Below are 17,369 nucleotides of genomic sequence, written 5' to 3' on the forward strand. Positions count from 1 at the left end.
ACTCTTTATATAAAAGAAATGAGGTAAATTTATGGATCGCAAAATCATTCATTTAGCTGTTGGAAAACCGAAGGAATACGATTGGAACAGAAAAAAAGAATTTTCCGCAATAGGAAAATCATTTGTACAAGCTGTTGAGTTAAAAAAGTCTGGTTTCATTGGTGATGATGTTGCAAACCACAAGTTTCACGGCGGCATTGATCGTGCAGTATGTTTATATCCATTTGAGCATTATTCCTATTGGGAGGACAAGTTCAATAAGAAACTGAATCCTCCAGCTTTTGGAGAGAATATCACAGCAACAGGAATGTTGGAAGAACAGGTTTATATAGGGGATATATATAGAATAGGGGAGACTGTTATTCAGGTAACACAGGGAAGAGTACCTTGTGACACTATCTCTAAATATAATGAAGAAAAGTCTTTTTTAAAAAAAGTCGTTGAAACATCTCTAACAGGTTACTTTTTTAGAGTGATAGAAGAAGGAATCATTAACTCCAATTCAAAAATAGAGCTTGTGGAAAGAGATAAAAACCAGATATCTGTATTTTTTGCTACAAAAGTTCTTTTTCATCAAAAAACGGACAAAGCAGCCATTGAAAAAATATTAGAAGTTGAGGCTCTTGCAGAGGACTGGAGGAAAAGATTTTTAAAGTTATTATAATTGCCCATTATTTAAAACTTTAGCTCTATAAAGCATTTAATTTCGGTTTTGAGCCTATGTTTCCAGATATTCTTTCAAAATAGCCAATCCTTTTTCAAGTTTACTCATACTGCCTGCGGCAGAAAGAGAGACCCGAAGGAATGGTTTATCCGTTGGATTTCTGACAATAAATCGGTCGGAGTGGTAGACTCTGATACCGGCTTGTTCTAATTCTTTTTCCACTTGGAAGGAAGGTTTAGTGCTTGGAATCGGCAGCCAGCGATAAAAACAATACGGTGTTCCTGGTGAAGGACACTCTGGAAAATATCGTTCAAAAATTGCACCTGCTTTTGCAGCAAGTTCACGTTTTTTTTCAACAATAGCATAGGCATTTCCATTTAAAAATAATTCTGTAATAATCTCTGCATCTAATGAAGAAGTCTTGATATTGGTATTGAATAGACCATGTAATATTTTCTCGCGGAAATTCTCGGCGAATGCAAGATAAGCAATACGGATGCCACTACAAAGAGTTTTACTTGTACTGCTTATATAGAGAGTTTGCTCAGGAACCAAACTGAACAGGGGTACTGTTTCATATTTCTTCAGGCCAGTAATCATGCAGGCGAAAATTTCATCTTCAATTAAAATCAGTTTGTGGCGCCTGATAACCTCGGCCAGTTCTCTTTTTCTGGACAATGAAATTTTAATGGTGGTCGGATTTGCGCAGCTTGGCATTAGATAAATGCCGTTAATTTTCTTCTGTTTACACTGTAGTTCCAATAAATCAGCCCGCATACCATTGTGATCTCCGGAAATAGGGACTAATTGAATGTTTAGTAGTTTAGCCAGTTCAACAAAATTGGAGTAGGTATATTCATCTGTGGCAATTTTATCTCCTGGTTCGAATAAGGAAATGAGTGCAACAGTTAAGGTGTTTTGGGCACCAGAGAAAATGGCAATGTGGTTGCTGTCAACATGGACACCCATTTGTTCCAGCCAGCGGATGGCCGCAGCCAGTTGGTGGGGATGGCCCGTCGGATATGAGTATTCATAAAGACTGTTTAGATAACCTTTTTCTACGACTGATTTTGTTGCCTGCGCCACCAGTTCATTGTATTGTTCAAAACCGCTTACCATCCCCATTTCAATACAACTAGGAGAAAGGTCAGCACCGGTAATTGTTATGGATTCATTTACGTGAGGGGAAACGAATGTACCCCTGCCGGTTGTACCGTATATCAACCCCTTTTTTTTACAGAGATTATACGCACGGGTAATGGTCGTAAAGTTTAAGTCAAGATAATCCGCAAGCTCACGTTGTGGCGGCAGTTTGGTTCCAGGAGCCAGGCTGCCATTTTTTATATCATGCTCTAACTGATCTGCTAAAGACGTAAAATAAGGTTGTTTCATCAGGGATTTATCAGGTTTCCAAGACATTGGGAAATTATCGAATGAATTAATTGGCACAGCGTTACCTCCAAAAACATTGTCGTACATACAATTGAATTATTGTATGCATAATAACATGACTTTATAATGAATACAAATTAAAAATTGTATGGAGGGAAGCGAATAATGAACAAAATTAGTACAACAGAAGCACCGGCAGCTATCGGCCCCTACTCACAAGGATATGTAGCTGGAAATTTTCTCTTTACTTCAGGTCAAGGAGGACTCAATCCTAAAGATGGTACGGTCGTTATAGGTGGAATTGAAGCTCAAGCGGAGCAGACGATGAAAAACCTCGGTGAATTGTTTAAGGAAGCTGGGACAGATTACACAAAAGTCGTTAAAACGACGTGTTTTCTTGCCGATATGTCTGACTTTGCTGCTTTTAATGCGGTATATGAAAAGTATTTTACGGAGAAACCGGCCAGAAGCTGTGTGGCTGTGAAATCCCTTCCTCTTGGTATATTGTGTGAGGTTGAAGCCATTGCTTATTTGGGAGAATAGAAAGGGAGGGTAAATCAATGAAACAGTATGTAGTTGATGCGTTCACAGATAAAGTTTTTGGAGGCAATCCGGCAGCGGTATGCGTTATGGATGAATGGCTTCCGGACGAGTTGATGCTGAAAATCACTGCTGAAAATAATCTTTCCGAAACCGCTTTTGCAGTGAAAGAAGGAGATGAATACCGGCTTAGATGGTTTACACCGGGTGGGGAAATTGACCTTTGCGGCCATGCAACATTGGCAACAGCGTATGTCATTGCTAACTATTATGAAAAAAATGGGGAGAGAATCACGTTTCAGACAATGAGCGGGGAGCTTGTTGTGTTAAAAAAGGATGATTTATTTGAAATAGACTTTCCATCATATGATTTGAAAAAGGTAGAAGTAACCGATGAAATGGCAGAGGCTATTGGTATAAGGCCGCTAGAGGCATACATGGGAAGAGACCTGGTTTGTATTCTGGAAACAGAAGAACAAGTCCGCAACGTAAATCCTGACCAAGATAAGGTAAAAAAACTGGATGGCCTATTATTGCATGTTACAGCTGAAGGAAAAGATTATAACTGTGTATCAAGATCATTTGCACCAAAATGTAGTGTACCTGAAGATCCTGTATGCGGTAGCGGACACTGTCATATCATTCCGTTCTGGGCAGATCGGCTAAATAAAAAATCAATAGTTGCTTATCAGGCATCAGCTCGTGGAGGAGTCCTATATTGTGATTATGAGGGAACACGTACGAAATTAAGCGGTAAGGCTGCTTTATATTCCATAGCAGAAATATATGTTTAAATTTTTGGAAATTTTGAGGTTTTAACCAAATTCCCGCGCGCTGCACGAATGACTGCTTCTCCAATCAATAGGGGAGTAGAAAGGATCAAAACAATGCAAAAAGGAATTTTATTATTAGTAGTGGCTACCTTTCTTTGGGCGGGCAACTACATATGTGGACGTTTTTTAGGTCCAGCGTTACCAGCAACATTATTGAATACAATACGCTGGGCAATTTCAACGCTTATACTTTGGGGATTATTGATGCTTAATAAGAAACAACTTCCGATCTTTATACGGTGGAAGGAATTTTTGGTGTTGGGGTTTTTAGGTGTATTCGGCTTTTCAACCTTAAATTATTTGGGGTTAAAATCCATTAGTGCCTCACAAGCGGGAATGATCTCAGCAGGTATTCCCATTACCATCTTAGTCTTCACCCCATTTTTTCTTAAAGAAAAAATTAAAACCAAAGCATGGATTGGAGCAATCATATCAATAATTGGTGTTATCCTGCTGATTCAAGGTAAACAAACGACATCTTCTGAAGGATCCATTCTTGGAGAAATTGAAATCCTTTTATCATGTGTAGCCTGGGGAATGTATACGGTTCTTGGTAAAAAGTATGGAAGAAAGATTGATGCGCTAACCTTGACTGCTGGAGCCGCCTTTTACGGTACGCTTCTTAGTGCAATTAGTTGTATTGGTACCGTTGATCCAAGTTTGATTCATATGACCAAAAATGCATGGATTGGTATTTTTTATGTGAGTACCTTTGCGTCAGTTATTGCATATTTTGCGTGGAACGCAGGTGTGAAAATCGTTGGTGCAGGTCGTGCAGCACCCTATATTAACTTCCTTCCGGTTTGGACGGTTTTATTTGGTGTTCTTCTATTACAGGAACAAATATCTGGCATCACATGGGTAGGAGGATTTATTACTATTTTTGGAGCTGTCTTAGCCAGTGGTCAAAGTAAGGCTGTAAAAAACGCAACATAAACTTAATTCTCAGACAAGCGGATGCTTCAAGGAAAGGGAGATTTGAATCATGCAATACATTATTACAGCTTATGACGGCACTGATGAAAGTGCAATGGAAAGAAGATTAATGGCAAGGGAAGAACATTTAGAATCGGTAGAAAGCAGATTTAAAGAAGGGCAGCATTTGTATGGTGGAGCTATCCTTGATGATGCAGGGAAAATGATAGGCTCAATGATGGTAGTGGACTATTCATCGAGAGAAGAACTGGATAATTGGCTGAAGATTGAACCTTATGTGGTCGGAAATGTATGGAAGAAAATAGAAATACAACCTTTTAGAGTGGCACCTATATTTATGAAACTTTATGAATGAAGATAGGGGACTGATAAGATGAACAAGGTTGGAATTGTTGGAGGGATAGGACCAGAATCAACAGTAGATTATTACCAATCGATCATTTCTAAATTTCAAGCAAAGATTGGTAGTAAAGAAGAATTACCGGAACTCTTTATTAACAGCATTAATATGTACAAGATGTATAATTTGCTTATGAATGGACAGACACAAGAATTAATTCATTACTTAACTGATGCTGTTCAAAAATTAGAAAGTGTTGGGGCTGATTTTGTAGTAATGTCTGGAAACACACCACATATTGTTTTTGAACAAATTCAACAACAAGTCCAAGTACCTATGATAAGCATTGTAGAAGAAACATATTTAAAAGCACAAGAATTGAACTTAGAAAAGATTGGTCTTATAGGAACCAAGTTTACGATGGAAAATGATTTTTATCAAAAACCATTTATTTTTCACAATATAGAGATGGTAGTGCCTAATCAATCGGAACAGGAATATATTCATGGAAAACTTGTTGAAGAATTATTCAATGGCATCGTGAACAACGAAACAAAAAAAGGATTTATAAACATCATCAATCAAATGATAAATAGAGACGGTATACAAGGGGTCATATTGGGCTGCACAGAAATCCCTATGTTAATCAAAAGTGAAGATTTAACTATCCATTCATTAAATACAACAGAAATCCACATTAATAAGATTGTTGATACCATTTTTAAATAACGATCGGTCATTAAGGGAATTCATTTCAGAGCAAAATAACCTGGGAATTTTATCAACGTTGTCTCAGCATAATTCACCTTGATCGAATAATAACAGCGGAACCGTGCAGGGATGCCGCGGTGTTATTGAACTAATGTGCAGAATTTTTAATTAATGAGAGGTGACGCTTCAAATGGATACTGATCAGGAACTAAGTATTGGTCAAGTTGCCGAGCGCACTGGGCTGAGCATCCCCTCGCTGCGATTCTACGAACGCGAAGGCCTGCTGTTGTCCACCCGGGTTGCACGCGACAACGGCGGCCGCCGTCGCTACAGCCCGGCCGATGTCGAGTGGCTCGGCATCTGTACCAAGCTCCGAGCTTCTGGAATGCCGATTGCCCAGATCAAACGGTTCGCGGAATTGGTCCGTCAGGGCCCTGGAAATGAGCACGAACGACTTAATATCCTCCGCGAACACCAACAACGAGTCGCCGTCCAAGTTGCCGAACTGAACGACTGTCTCGAACTCATCAACTGGAAAGTGGGCGTCTACGAACAGCACCTTGAGCAAGGAACCGCACAGCACCTCTGGACCGCCGGTAAATGAGAAACGATGGCGCTATGCGCTTTTGCGGTTATCTTCCCTTTTCAGCTCCCAAAATCGGCAGCTATACACTCGAGAACCCGAGATGATGACGAAAACCATTGGTTTTAGGACAGTACTTGACCTTAAGTGCACTACAGGTTGTATGGTGGATATGAGAATATCAGTAAGGAGATGAAACACCATGCAGCAACAAAATTATTCAAAAACTATGCAGCACAGAATTGGCTCCGGATTCGGCAATCGAAGCACCGCCGATGAGGTACTGCACGAAAGCAATCTCTCGGGACGTCTGGCTATCGTGACCGGTGGGTACTCGGGCTTAGGATTGGAGACCACACGGGCCCTCGCCAGCGCCGGAGCCCATGTCATCGTTCCGGCGCGTCGTCCCGCCTCTGCTGAACGGGCGCTCGCTGGCTTGAAAGGTGTTGAGGTAGCTGAGCTTGACCTTTCGGACCTCTCCAGCGTCCGGGCATTTAGCGATCGATTTCTGGCCAGTGGTAGAAGTATCGACATTGCTATCCTCAGCGCCGGGATCATGGCCTGCCCGGAGACTAGGGTGGGGCCTGACTGGGAGGCCCAGTTCGCCATCAACCACCTGGGCCATTTTACTCTGATCAACCTGCTGTGGCCAGCGCTCGTTGCCGAGGGGGGAGCGCGTGTGGTATCTGTATCCTCAGCTGGCCACCACCTATCGCCGATCCGTTGGGACGACGTGCAGTTCAAGCACAGTAGTTACGACAGGTTCCTTGCCTACGGGCAATCCAAGACCGCCAACATCCTGTTTGCCGTCGAGCTCGACAAGCGTGGTGCTGAGCACGGTGTACGGGCATTTTCGCTACACCCTGGCGCAATTCTGACGCCGCTGCAGCGCCATCTGACAAAGGATGATATGGTCGCGCTGGGTTGGATTGACGAAAACGGCAAACCGGCCGATCCAACATTCAAGACACCTCAGCAGGGCGCCGCTACCCAAGTGTGGGCGGCTACCTCTCCCAAACTTGCCGGCTTCGGTGGAATCTACTGCGAGGACTGTGACATCGCAGAACCGGCTCCTGACGACGGCACCCAAATCGGAGTCAAGGACTACGCGGTCGATCCTCAGCAAGCCGTGCGCCTATGGGAACTCTCTGCCGAGCTGACAGAGACCAATTTACCAACCGTATAATACTGCATCCGTAGAGGTAAGGGGGACGCTAATTGAATAATGCAGCTGCCCGTCTAGGACTATTTTTCACGTCTATAAGGCAGCTGCTTTTTTCTGTTCAGTCTATAATAATAATTTATTTTCTTTTAACACAAGCAGCTAACACAAGCAGCAGGTTCCCCGACGATTGAGGCGGAGCGCTACCCTCGGTGAACCGGACGGAACGCCCTTTGGTCCAGAGGGATCATCAGGCATAATAAAAGAGCCCTATAAGAGGACTCACAGTTCATCACCCAAAAAATAGCGATCTCCACCTGCATTTTTATAAGCTCTAATAACATTCAACATTGCCTGCTTTTGTTGCTTACTTAATTTAATATCCGTGCTGTACAAACCGGTTCCAGTTAAACGAATTATTGTCTTCTCTGCATTCGCCATTGCTCTAATCATTTTTAAGTCATCAGGGTAAACTGTACTTGAATAAACTTCTTGTACAGCATAAAGTGACATGCTTCCTCTAACATAATCATTGATATTATTTATGCTAAATAACTGGTCATCAGCTCTGATTTCGATCCAATTAGTGTCTATTTGATGGGCCCCTATATACTGCACTACAAATTCCAAATTCGACACTTTTCCATTGTCATTAGAAAAGTAAACATAAAAATCGCTCTTACCCTTGTTTTGCTCGGTTGTTTGAGCATAGTAGAACGAAACATCTTGTACCTCGTCCCTTTCTTCAACCAATCCGGATACCGCTTTTGCAATTTCCTCCGGTGATTTTGTAGGTTGCGGTTGATTGCTTTGCTCATTTGAACTACAAGCAGATAAAGACATGACGACAAGAACACAGAATATTAGTTTTTTAATCATCTTAGTTTCAAAGACCCCCCAACCGCAGTACCACTAGCAAAACTAATTGTCCACTCAGAAGCAGGAATTTTGTAGACTATCCAATCATGCTTTTCTACATATCAAGCCTTCCAAGAGATGTTAACCTACTAATTATATCCAAAAGATAGTTTTTTGGATAGACTAGGAGTATCTTAGTGCCTAAACGCGATCCAAAAACCTGTAATATGGATGTGCATATGAGCTGCAGCCGGCGTTGTTCTCTTTGCACCACAGTTTCGTACCTGGGCATAACACGGAAGTATCAGTGTGATTGGCTCCGGGTGGCGGCAATTTATCCGCCCCTGGCCCATTTTTCTCACTCAGACTCATGAATTCGCAACACCGTCCCGACCTGAATAACGCTCAATGAGTTTGGCAAGCTCGTACGTAACATAAATGGCTGCGAGAGGATTAGGCAATCATTTGGGAAGAATGGGATAACGGTCGCCTTTTCATATGTTGCATAATAAGGATGCCAAAGCTGATCCATAATAGTATTATGATTGCAATATATGTTAGGGGTCGGTATGCCAAGTGAAAGGGGAAGATTAAAATGGCTACACAGGGGAAATACACAGTTATTACCGGAGCAAGCGCTGGTATTGGTTACGCGACAGCTAAGGCTTTCGCAAAACGCAAGAAAAATATCATACTTGTTGCTCGCCGTGAACACAATCTGAACGAACTGAAAAGAGAAATTTTGCAGGAAATTCCTGAGCTGGATATTGTGATAAAAGCAGTGGATGTATCCGTCAATCAAAACGTCCATCAACTCTATCGAGAGTTAAATTCGTACGAAATCGAAACATGGATTAATAATGCAGGTTTCGGTAACTATGAGAGTGTGTCCGGTCAAGACTTGGACAAGATTGAAACCATGCTGCGCCTAAACGTGGAAGCCCTAACTATCTTTTCGTCCTTGTATGTACGTGATTATAAAGACGTGGATGGTACACAATTAATCAATATATCATCAGCTGGTGGATACACAATCGTGCCAACGGCCGTTACCTACTGTGCTACCAAGTTTTATGTCAGTGCATTTACTGAAGGATTGGCCCATGAACTGAAAGCCGCCAATGCAAAATTACAAGCTAAAGTATTGGCACCAGCGGCTACCAAAACCGAATTTGGACAAGTGGCCAACAATACGAGCGAGTATGACTATGACAACGTGTTTAGTAAATACCATACAAGCGATGAAATGGCCCATTTTCTCTTGCAGCTTTATGATAGCAACATGACTGTTGGTAGAGTTGACAGAGAAGACTTTGAATTCAAACTTAGTGAACCACTTTTTGATTATGCAGGCAATTCTAAGAATAACCAAAATGTTCGACTGAAAGATTAACACAGCACAGTTTTAAAGTGGTGGAGCAGGCAAATACGGATATCGAATTGTTGAGGGCGAGCATGGGTCATGCAATGGGTATATCTTGAATTTCTCCGGATAAAGGGACCAAGCTGGCCACGTTCGCAGCGCGGTTTAGGGATGGCGGGGAACAGAAGCATATAAAAACCTGATCGATATCTTTAGTAACATTAATGTGCCTACTTCCAAGGTAATATTTCTACAGGTTATACTATTGTTTAGCCATGTAAAAAGTAATAAAGGTGGTTTAATATATGGTTCTAGACTCAAATTCAAATACCTTGAAAATGTATGCTCGAATCTATGTCAATGATTTAAAACCTGCTCTTGCTCACGTTGAATTAATGACAGGTATGAAACTTGACTGGCACGAAGGAATACCTGAATTAGGTTTGGAATTGGTTGGTATTGCTGATCTACTGATAATTGCAGGTTCTAACGAATCACTTGCTCCTTTTCGTGAAACCCAAGCAACGTTTGTTGTAAAAGATATTGACTTCACTATAAGAGAGATTGAAAGCGTTGGAGCAGAAATCATAAACGGACCATTTGATGCACCAAATGGTCGTGGTTTTAATGCTAGGCACAAAAACGGAGCTGTTATCGAATATATTCAATGGACAGATGATCTTATCCATCGAGTATTAGGATCATAGAGTTGATTGACTAGCCGCAGGCCAGGGATGCTTTCCCTCGGCCCTCACTTTTGCGGCAGCATCAGAAGAAAGACAAGTAACTTTGAGCTGAACGTGCCAGTGGCAAATATAACCGTGTTAAACGCCAGTTTTTTTGTACCTATTTATAAATCAGCCTTACTTATCACCCTGGTACTTCGCTGTATTCAAAAAACGCTTTTTAATGAAGATCGCCCCTACTACTATTGCAATCAACATAAAGGCAGCTAAAGCTATCATAGCGTAAACATCAACATAACCGGCGATTGTTTCCCAAGCGTTCCCCGTAATTCTTCCGAGAAAGACTAACACGACATTCCAGATAAAAGTGCCGATAACTGTTAAGCTCAAGAAGGGATAAGCTGCATTATTTCTTGAGAAGTCTGTCGATTACCGGTATATAATCTTCACCCGGAGGTTCGTTCTTATGGCTTGCGTACCAATCTTTAAACGTGGAGACTTCAATTTCGGGATCGCTTGTCATATAGTGAAGCAACCTCTCGAAGGAAGAAATATCCGGATAGTCGGTTCCGTATATTTCACAGTATACAGTTCCACCCGAAGATTTATCACGGAACAGGGCCGAGGGATTCTCCGGTGTAGTAGCGGGTTTGGTTTTTTTGTTTATAAATGAGAAGCTGTGCAAAAAGAGGGTCATCTTTCTGAGCCCGTGGGTCTTCGCTAATTGGATTACTTTCACTAATTCATCATAAGATAACCAGTCCAGATCGAATTTGGATGTCTGAATTTCTCCGGTCTTCGAGATTATTTTGACATAGGTGACCGGAATCTCGATGGTGTTATAATAGGAAATTGTTTTATTCACGGTCGGGATTTGTTCCAGATTATTATTAGGGTGTTGATAAAAAACGGAGGAATCGATCGGTATGCCGATCTCCGATAAAGCGTACAGCGTGTTTTCGTTAATCGCGTAAGATCCCCCTCTGTGCGCAATCGGGTATGATCCTGTTTGCTCGGCGATGAAATTTTTCCCGTACTCCAAGATGTCAATCTGCTCGCGTAACGGATATTTATAGATCGGTTTACTGTAAAACGGCAGATTTCCGGACGGATGGGTATGCAGCTCTACTTCATGGCCCCTGAGATGGATGTTCCGGGCAAACTTTTGGAGAAGGGCAGAATCGTACTTAACATCGTATACATCCAGGAAAAAGTTTCCTTTGACCCGGTAACGATCCATCATATCCATAATTTTTCCGATTCCCGGCTGCTCGGGCAATCCCTCCCCGGTGATCAGTCTTGGTATTTTAAAGTATGCGTCTTCCGTATCAATCGTAATAAATATCGTAAGCTTCTTTTCCGGTTTGTCTGCTTGTTCCATTCGAATTCTCCCTTCATTCGGGATGCATGAGATAAGCGGGTTCGAAACCCGTTTTTTTTCGCCATGTGATCCGGCCTTCCCCGCCGTCATAGTAACGACCGTATATCAAATGATCCAAGCCTTGGCCGTATGGATTGTCATCGTCCAAGATCCATTTAACTATATCCAAATGGAGATGGAACATGATCCCGTCAACCAAATGATCGCCGTGTCCTAGTATTAGCGTGTATAGGGCGACATTCCCCGTCCGCCGCAAATGGATGAATCCGATAAGCCGTTCGTCTGTCACCACTTCTCCCTGTTTGTGACCCGGTGCAGCCATAAAGATTCCCCAAAAAATGGAGTAATGAAATGGACAATCCGGCATCTGAAAGTGATAATATTCTTGCGGCGGCCCTCCGATATCCTCCAATGTTTCGAGAAGAAATCCACTCCTCGGGCCTCCGCTGCGGATTTCCTTGGAATGAGTGATCGAGATGATATCAGGAGTAAACAGCCTTCTCACAAAGGGTTTTACATAGTACCCCTTATTTAATGACTTGCGAGCTGCATACTCTGCCGATCTTGTACTCTTGTAAGTTCGTTTGGTTTTTACAATGTAGTTTTCGTAGGTTTGATTTCTCAGATCCAACCAACCGGCAGGGGCTTCGATCGGCTGGCCGTGACCTACGTAGTCGTCTAAATAATCGACGATATAGTCTTCACGGTTTTCTTGTGCGTCACAAGTATGATTTTCAGGTCGATAACTTACGGTAACGACGGGCAAACTCGAATCGCTACCCGATATTTCCAAAGAAACTCCTTCCCTATTTCGCTGATTGCTTATTTCCGGTGGTCTTAATTCGTTATAGACGTCAACATAGCCGCGTAAAAGGTTGCGCCAGTCCCTTTCTTGTATCACCCATTCCCTCGCATTCCTTCCCAAGCAGGGATGCCGCTCGGCACTGGCTATCGCCTCCGCAAGCGACGCAGCATCCTCCGGCTGAAATATCAGGCCGGTGTTACCATCCGACACTATCTCTCGTAAGGCTGGTATATCGCTGACCATTACGGTTTTTCCCATCGCCATCGCTTCGAATGGCTTCAGCGGAGTCACCAGTTCGCAAACCTTCGCCCTCGTTCGCGGAAAGGGCAGGATATCCATGACCGAGTAAAACTTCCTAACCTGCTCATGGGGAACCGCACCGACAAATGAGACTTCTCTTTGCAGACCAAGTGTCACTGACAGTCTATGCAAATCGGGTAGGGCGGGTCCTCCTCCGACGATAATAAGCTTTATATCGCTGCGCTGCCCTTGCAGGATAGCTAGGGCGTGAAGCAGATAGTCTAGTCCCTCGTACTTCTCCAGGGTTCCGACAAATCCGATAACGAGTTTTCCCTCGAGCCCGAAGGTCTGTTGCAACTCGGGACATGGCGGCTGCGGTTGAAAATAGTTAACATTTACGCCGTTATAAACGACTGTTATTTTCTCCGAAGGGATGCCCAGATCAATCAGATGCTTCTTTAAACCATCGTTGATGACAACGACCCGATCAGCAAGTCGGCAGCAGGTCAATTCATAAGCTTCGTGCAGGCGGTACCGTTCCGAATGCTCAAACCCTCTCGTTTTTGAAGATTGTGTATAATGCCACATGCCTCTCACTTCATAAACGGACCGAATTCCGAACTTACGGGCGACCACAAGCGGAGGGAGAGCGTTTTGAAAATTCGATGCCGCATGTATAATGCCCGGCTTCAGATCCTCGAGCAATTTGGCGAACTGAAGGGCATATAACCGGAAATATTGGCTCATCGGCATCTTGTTCAATTCGGTATGGTTCGCATCGTATAGGCGATACAAGTCAACCCCGTTAAGGCAGGTATGAACTGAACCGCAATGGTCAGCCGGGGGCCATCCCAGTTTAGTAACTCCGACGGCATGCAGTCCTATTTCCTTCTGATGTTTAATAATTTCCGCATTTCTCACGGTGTAGCCGTTTATTGTGGGGAGAGATTTGTTCCATACGTGGACTATTGTAGAGCCATGAACGATACGGCACAAATCGTCATCCAATTCCCACTGTTTGTGCCAATGTCGGATTTCATCACGCGCATTTGCCAGTTCATTGTCATAGAGGCGACCATTTCGCTCATTAACCCGCTTCAGAAAAAACAGCCTCTCCGTGATGTTGCCGAGCCGATGATGGACGCTCGCAAGTCGCCTGTGCACTTGCACATTATTGGCGTCGATGCGATAAGCTTGTTTCGCATAGTTTAATGCAGTAATAAAATCATTGGATTGACAGCAGATTTTAGCCAGATAGAGGAGGATTTTCACCTTCTGAGGGTCCGCAAAATCATGCAATTTCCGCTGTACTTCTTCCAGTTCCCTCCGTTCGACCAGCCAGCGCATCCGCAAACATGCCCAAGCATGTTTTCCGGAGAACAGATCGGTTAACAGCTTATCAGTTTCAGGGGTGATTGGCAGATGTGAGCCGGAGCTCAATAGAGATTGGCTGACAAGCTTCCACATTGACCGCCTCTTGGCTTCCGGAACTTCACCCATAACGGATGCAATCTCAAGTAATCGGTTTGCGTCCCATTCATCCGAAGCGATTTCGGGATAATCATGCAACCTTGTTACCGGGTCAGACGGGTGTTCTCCATGTTCAGTCATCCTAATGGTTTCTCTCCTATCGTTAGTATCGACCTATACTGTGGTATATGCTAAATGATCGCCGCCGCAGGTTACGACCGTAGTTGTTTCGGTATCCGCCTCGTCTACGGATAAGGGAGACTCGTCGCTTTCCTTAACCATGCGGATGTAATTGAATTTATCCGCAGCGAACATTTTCATGCTGCTGCTCCGGCAGTCCGAAAAAAACTGTTCAAACCCCTCATCCGTCCTGCCGCGCAGTGAAATTTCAGATAAAACCTCCTTTTTCACGATCATTGCTTCCCCGCTTAGCCGGTCGACATACCGGTTCTCTTTATCCGGGGAAACGAGCATCAGTTGGTTCCGGGATTCCAGGTACATATAGCGGGCCTGCTTACCGACGATAGAGGCATCCGTATAATGAAAGGCATGCATCAGGTCGGTCAGGAAATGAGCGGCATAATAGTCTGTTCCATTCATCAGAGCGACGAAATCGCAATCGGTATGGCGGATCGCAAAGCGGATGCGCTCGTCATAAGGGGTCTTCCTGGAAAACAGATGCAGCGATACGTTTAGCTTGGATTGCAATTCCTTTTTCTGCTTTTGGGATACGCTGCTCTTGTCAAACAAAAGGATCAGCTCCTTATGTTCCCAGGCCTGTTTATGAAAACTCTTGAGCAGCCCATCCAGACATACATATTGATCCTGACAGGCGACGATTGCCACACCCTTATGTCCGGATGTCGCGATCCCGAGCGTTTTAAGAATTTGATCGAACCTGTGTCTGTACAAATGCTTCAGATGTACTTCCCGCAGCCCCAACAAACTGAGCCGCTCGCTGTAATGGGCGTTATGAAGCAGGTTGTTTAAGAGAGCATTCGACTCATATACCGATCCCGCGATTGGCACAATTCCGGGAAACATAGTTTCAATACCGAGGGAGTAAGTGCTAATCACATTCGTTCCTGCTGCAAGTATTTCGAAAACTCTTCTCGAATACATCGTCGGGCTGTCTTTCACCGAGTTTACGTTTAAAAATACCTTGTAAAGCTTATATGCCTCTACCATCTTGTCATAGGGCAATGCGCCTACAATATAAGGGCGATATCTTAAGGGAAACTTATAAACATTGTTGATTCTGTAATTGCGTTTTCGATCAAAGATATGCAGGTTAAAGCTCCGGGCCGGACCCAGAATCAACGACATATCCTTTAGCCTATGGGGGTATTTGGTTCGATACCAGGTCCCTGCGAAGGCCACGTTATCCTTTGAACGATAGCTGGTATTAACGGGATTATGGAGCACGGGCTGTGCGGCAAAAGGGAGGACTCCGACCCGGTCGTGGCCCAGATCCCGTCTATACCGCTTGATACAGTTTGCGTCGGTAGTAAATACGTAATCGAATAATTTGGCGGTAGAGATGAAGTGCTTGTAGTTTGGGGAATCCTCCTTGTTCCAAAACACGGTGGGTATTCCGTTTTTCCTGCAAAACCTGATTAATTTCCGTATTACCGCGTCCGGCTTTCCGCCGATATCGCAAAGCTGGCGACGCCATGAACCGTCGAGCCCCTTCCAGGCGGATTCCACCAATAAGAAATTCGGATTAAAACTTTGGATTTGTCGCCTCCAAGTTGAGGCATTCAGATGCATCAACGTGCATTCGTGTTTGAAGCATGCATAGCTGAACGGATCCATGATACAGGCCACACGGATGTCGGGCCGTCCGCAACTGCTTAACCTATACGGCTTGAGAAGTCTAATCCTGTCCAAGATCATTGCCCGCAATTGTTTCCGGTCCGCTCGGTTTTTAGTCATATCGAATAGACTCACCTAGTCTGTGCGGCATCGTAACGTGCGCAAGCGGTGTGCCGATTTTTTCACATAAGAATCCCGAAAGTCTAAGCCGATTAAGATCCACCAGATTTCGGGTATCGATGATCCGCCGTGATCGCATCAACCTTCCGATCAGGTCGAAATCAATATCTTTGAATATCGTATGGTCGGTAAGTAGGACGATGCAATCGGATCCCGTTACGGCTTCATTCAATGTGGGCACCTTATCCGTCATGTCTTGGTGGACATAGGGATCGTAAATTTTAAGCTGACAACCGTTTTTCCGAAGCTCGTTTATTACGACAAGGGAAGGACTCTCTCTGATGTCGTCTATATCCCCTTTAAATGCGACACCAAGCAGGGTAATGACAGGCTTATGGACATTCCTTACCATTTCACGGATCCGATTTGAGATCAGCTGAGGAACATTGTCGTTCGTTATCCGCGATAGCTCAATCAATCGGGCAGCCTTGGGCGCTTTTTCGAAAATAAACCATGGATCGACAGCGATACAGTGACCCCCAACACCGGGACCGGGTGAATGAATTTGAACTCTCGGATGCGAGTTAGCCAGTTGGATCGCTTCCCAAACGTTAAAACCAACCTCTTCCGCAATTCGTGCCAGTTCGTTCGCCAATGCGATATTAACGTCACGGTACGTATTCTCCATCAATTTGACCATTTCGGCGGTTATGGTATCGGTAATATGAATGGTCCCGTCTACTATTCGTTCGTATAGTTCCGCGCACTTTTGAGCAGAAAGCAGATTTATTCCTCCAACAATTCGGTCATTATGCTTCAGTTCGTGAAACAGCCTGCCCGGCATCACCCGCTCAGGAGAGTAGCAAACAAACAACTGTTCGCCGATGACCAGATGCGTTTGTTTGAGTACAGGGAGCAGTACCGATTCCACCGTTGTAGGGGGCACCGTAGATTCGAGAACGACCAAATCTCCTGCCTTCAAAATGGGGACAAGCATTTCCGCAGCCTTGACAACTTGCGACAAATTAGCCGTTTTTCCGGGTCCGACTGGCGTCGGCACGGCAATAATAAAGACATCCGCTTCCTGCGGCTGCATCGAAACCGTGAAAACCCCCGTATCGATTGCATCCTCCAAGGCTTTTTCCAAACCGGGTTCATGCAAATGAATTCGTTTTGAACGAATCATGTCGATCACAGTTGGATTGACATCGATTCCATGGACATTTATTCCAGAATTAGCAAACATAACGGCTGTCGGCAAGCCGATATAACCTAATCCTACTACACAAAGCTTCATAGACATCTCCCCCGTTCTTGGGTCTTCAGGAATAGAATATGAATGGGATTTTTCTTGGTAACGGCAGATATCATAGAAATATAAAAAAAGGCGTGAGCCCTGTGTATGACGATGCTTCGCGTTATATATGGCTGCGATAAAGTCGAACATGCGAATAAAAACCGGGAGTCCAA

General features: G+C 43.9%; 16 protein-coding genes. 10 read left to right on the forward strand and 6 right to left on the reverse strand.

Annotated features, from left to right (window positions below; all coding sequences use genetic code 11):
- Positions 1-31 precede the first annotated feature (31 nt).
- On the forward strand, positions 32-664 hold the full coding sequence (locus tag VK70_RS04055; protein WP_025694471.1) for an MOSC domain-containing protein: 633 nt from the start codon (positions 32-34) through the stop codon (positions 662-664).
- A gap of 54 nt (positions 665-718) precedes the next feature.
- On the opposite strand, the gene VK70_RS04060 is transcribed toward VK70_RS04055, so the two are convergent.
- Entirely contained in the window at positions 719-2,113 is a 1,395-nt protein-coding gene (locus tag VK70_RS04060) for an aminotransferase-like domain-containing protein (protein WP_025694470.1), read from the reverse strand.
- Between the two features lie 108 nt (positions 2,114-2,221).
- On the opposite strand from VK70_RS04060, the gene VK70_RS04065 reads away from it, so the two are divergent.
- The 7 genes from VK70_RS04065 to VK70_RS04095 all read left to right on the forward strand — a co-directional run bounded on the left by VK70_RS04065 (position 2,222) and on the right by VK70_RS04095 (position 7,185).
- Positions 2,222-2,599 carry a RidA family protein gene (locus tag VK70_RS04065; protein ID WP_025694469.1) on the forward strand — a complete coding sequence of 126 codons (378 nt, stop codon included), beginning with the start codon at positions 2,222-2,224 and terminating at the stop codon, positions 2,597-2,599.
- A 17-nt stretch (positions 2,600-2,616) separates the two neighbouring features.
- Positions 2,617-3,390 (forward strand): PhzF family phenazine biosynthesis protein, encoded by a 774-nt coding sequence (locus VK70_RS04070; RefSeq protein WP_025694468.1) that lies wholly within the window; start codon positions 2,617-2,619, stop codon positions 3,388-3,390.
- A 93-nt stretch (positions 3,391-3,483) separates the two neighbouring features.
- Positions 3,484-4,365: a DMT family transporter gene (locus tag VK70_RS04075; protein ID WP_025694467.1), complete on the forward strand. Its 882-nt coding sequence runs from the start codon at positions 3,484-3,486 to the stop codon at positions 4,363-4,365.
- 49 nt (positions 4,366-4,414) lie between these two features.
- Entirely contained in the window at positions 4,415-4,720 is a 306-nt protein-coding gene (locus VK70_RS04080; protein ID WP_025694466.1) for a YciI family protein, read from the forward strand.
- An 18-nt stretch (positions 4,721-4,738) separates the two neighbouring features.
- The gene (locus VK70_RS04085) at positions 4,739-5,434 is read left to right on the forward strand and encodes an aspartate/glutamate racemase family protein (RefSeq protein ID WP_025694465.1); all 696 of its coding nucleotides are present in this window, start codon (positions 4,739-4,741) and stop codon (positions 5,432-5,434) included.
- 172 nt (positions 5,435-5,606) lie between these two features.
- Positions 5,607-6,020 carry a MerR family transcriptional regulator gene (locus tag VK70_RS26995; RefSeq protein ID WP_081754748.1) on the forward strand — a complete coding sequence of 138 codons (414 nt, stop codon included), beginning with the start codon at positions 5,607-5,609 and terminating at the stop codon, positions 6,018-6,020.
- A gap of 181 nt (positions 6,021-6,201) precedes the next feature.
- The gene (locus VK70_RS04095) at positions 6,202-7,185 is read left to right on the forward strand and encodes an SDR family NAD(P)-dependent oxidoreductase (protein WP_025694463.1); all 984 of its coding nucleotides are present in this window, start codon (positions 6,202-6,204) and stop codon (positions 7,183-7,185) included.
- 258 nt (positions 7,186-7,443) lie between these two features.
- On the opposite strand, the gene VK70_RS04100 is transcribed toward VK70_RS04095, so the two are convergent.
- Positions 7,444-8,040, reverse strand: a complete 597-nt coding sequence (locus tag VK70_RS04100; protein WP_025694462.1) for a hypothetical protein — start codon at positions 8,038-8,040, stop codon at positions 7,444-7,446.
- A gap of 574 nt (positions 8,041-8,614) precedes the next feature.
- On the opposite strand from VK70_RS04100, the gene VK70_RS04105 reads away from it, so the two are divergent.
- Both VK70_RS04105 and VK70_RS04110 read left to right on the forward strand, forming a co-directional pair.
- On the forward strand, positions 8,615-9,412 hold the full coding sequence (locus VK70_RS04105) for an SDR family NAD(P)-dependent oxidoreductase (protein WP_046722842.1): 798 nt from the start codon (positions 8,615-8,617) through the stop codon (positions 9,410-9,412).
- Between the two features lie 275 nt (positions 9,413-9,687).
- A complete protein-coding gene (locus VK70_RS04110) occupies positions 9,688-10,089 on the forward strand; it encodes a VOC family protein (RefSeq protein ID WP_025696483.1) in 402 nt (133 codons plus the stop codon).
- A gap of 385 nt (positions 10,090-10,474) precedes the next feature.
- On the opposite strand, the gene VK70_RS26275 is transcribed toward VK70_RS04110, so the two are convergent.
- The 4 genes from VK70_RS26275 to VK70_RS04135 form a co-directional block, all read right to left on the reverse strand.
- Positions 10,475-11,449, reverse strand: a complete 975-nt coding sequence (locus VK70_RS26275; RefSeq protein WP_025696481.1) for a polysaccharide deacetylase family protein — start codon at positions 11,447-11,449, stop codon at positions 10,475-10,477.
- 13 nt (positions 11,450-11,462) lie between these two features.
- Entirely contained in the window at positions 11,463-13,961 is a 2,499-nt protein-coding gene (locus VK70_RS26280) for a glycosyltransferase family 4 protein (protein ID WP_158454046.1), read from the reverse strand.
- 177 nt (positions 13,962-14,138) lie between these two features.
- Positions 14,139-15,899 carry a CgeB family protein gene (locus VK70_RS29310; RefSeq protein ID WP_025696477.1) on the reverse strand — a complete coding sequence of 587 codons (1,761 nt, stop codon included), beginning with the start codon at positions 15,897-15,899 and terminating at the stop codon, positions 14,139-14,141.
- Positions 15,892-17,202 (reverse strand): nucleotide sugar dehydrogenase, encoded by a 1,311-nt coding sequence (locus VK70_RS04135; protein WP_025696475.1) that lies wholly within the window; start codon positions 17,200-17,202, stop codon positions 15,892-15,894. The genes VK70_RS29310 and VK70_RS04135 overlap by 8 nt, the downstream gene beginning before the upstream one ends.
- Positions 17,203-17,369: the final 167 nt, after the last annotated feature.

It is taken from the genome of Paenibacillus durus ATCC 35681 (assembly GCF_000993825.1).
Classification (GTDB): Bacteria; Bacillota; Bacilli; order Paenibacillales; family Paenibacillaceae; genus Paenibacillus_AQ; species Paenibacillus_AQ durus_B.

Bases quoted from the DNA above. Each gene is read 5' to 3' on its own strand.
- VK70_RS04055 (WP_025694471.1), top strand. From the start codon at position 32: ATGGATCGCAAAATCATTCATTTAGCTGTTGGAAAACCGAAGGAATAC.
- VK70_RS04065 (WP_025694469.1), top strand. From the start codon at position 2,222: ATGAACAAAATTAGTACAACAGAAGCACCGGCAGCTATCGGCCCCTAC.
- VK70_RS04070 (WP_025694468.1), top strand. From the start codon at position 2,617: ATGAAACAGTATGTAGTTGATGCGTTCACAGATAAAGTTTTTGGAGGC.
- VK70_RS04075 (WP_025694467.1), top strand. From the start codon at position 3,484: ATGCAAAAAGGAATTTTATTATTAGTAGTGGCTACCTTTCTTTGGGCG.
- VK70_RS04080 (WP_025694466.1), top strand. From the start codon at position 4,415: ATGCAATACATTATTACAGCTTATGACGGCACTGATGAAAGTGCAATG.
- VK70_RS04085 (WP_025694465.1), top strand. From the start codon at position 4,739: ATGAACAAGGTTGGAATTGTTGGAGGGATAGGACCAGAATCAACAGTA.
- VK70_RS26995 (WP_081754748.1), top strand. From the start codon at position 5,607: ATGGATACTGATCAGGAACTAAGTATTGGTCAAGTTGCCGAGCGCACT.
- VK70_RS04095 (WP_025694463.1), top strand. From the start codon at position 6,202: ATGCAGCAACAAAATTATTCAAAAACTATGCAGCACAGAATTGGCTCC.
- VK70_RS04100 (WP_025694462.1), bottom strand. From the start codon at position 8,040: ATGATTAAAAAACTAATATTCTGTGTTCTTGTCGTCATGTCTTTATCT.
- VK70_RS04105 (WP_046722842.1), top strand. From the start codon at position 8,615: ATGGCTACACAGGGGAAATACACAGTTATTACCGGAGCAAGCGCTGGT.
- VK70_RS04110 (WP_025696483.1), top strand. From the start codon at position 9,688: ATGGTTCTAGACTCAAATTCAAATACCTTGAAAATGTATGCTCGAATC.
- VK70_RS26275 (WP_025696481.1), bottom strand. From the start codon at position 11,449: ATGGAACAAGCAGACAAACCGGAAAAGAAGCTTACGATATTTATTACG.
- VK70_RS26280 (WP_158454046.1), bottom strand. From the start codon at position 13,961: ATGTGGAAGCTTGTCAGCCAATCTCTATTGAGCTCCGGCTCACATCTG.
- VK70_RS29310 (WP_025696477.1), bottom strand. From the start codon at position 15,899: ATGACTAAAAACCGAGCGGACCGGAAACAATTGCGGGCAATGATCTTG.
- VK70_RS04135 (WP_025696475.1), bottom strand. From the start codon at position 17,202: ATGTCTATGAAGCTTTGTGTAGTAGGATTAGGTTATATCGGCTTGCCG.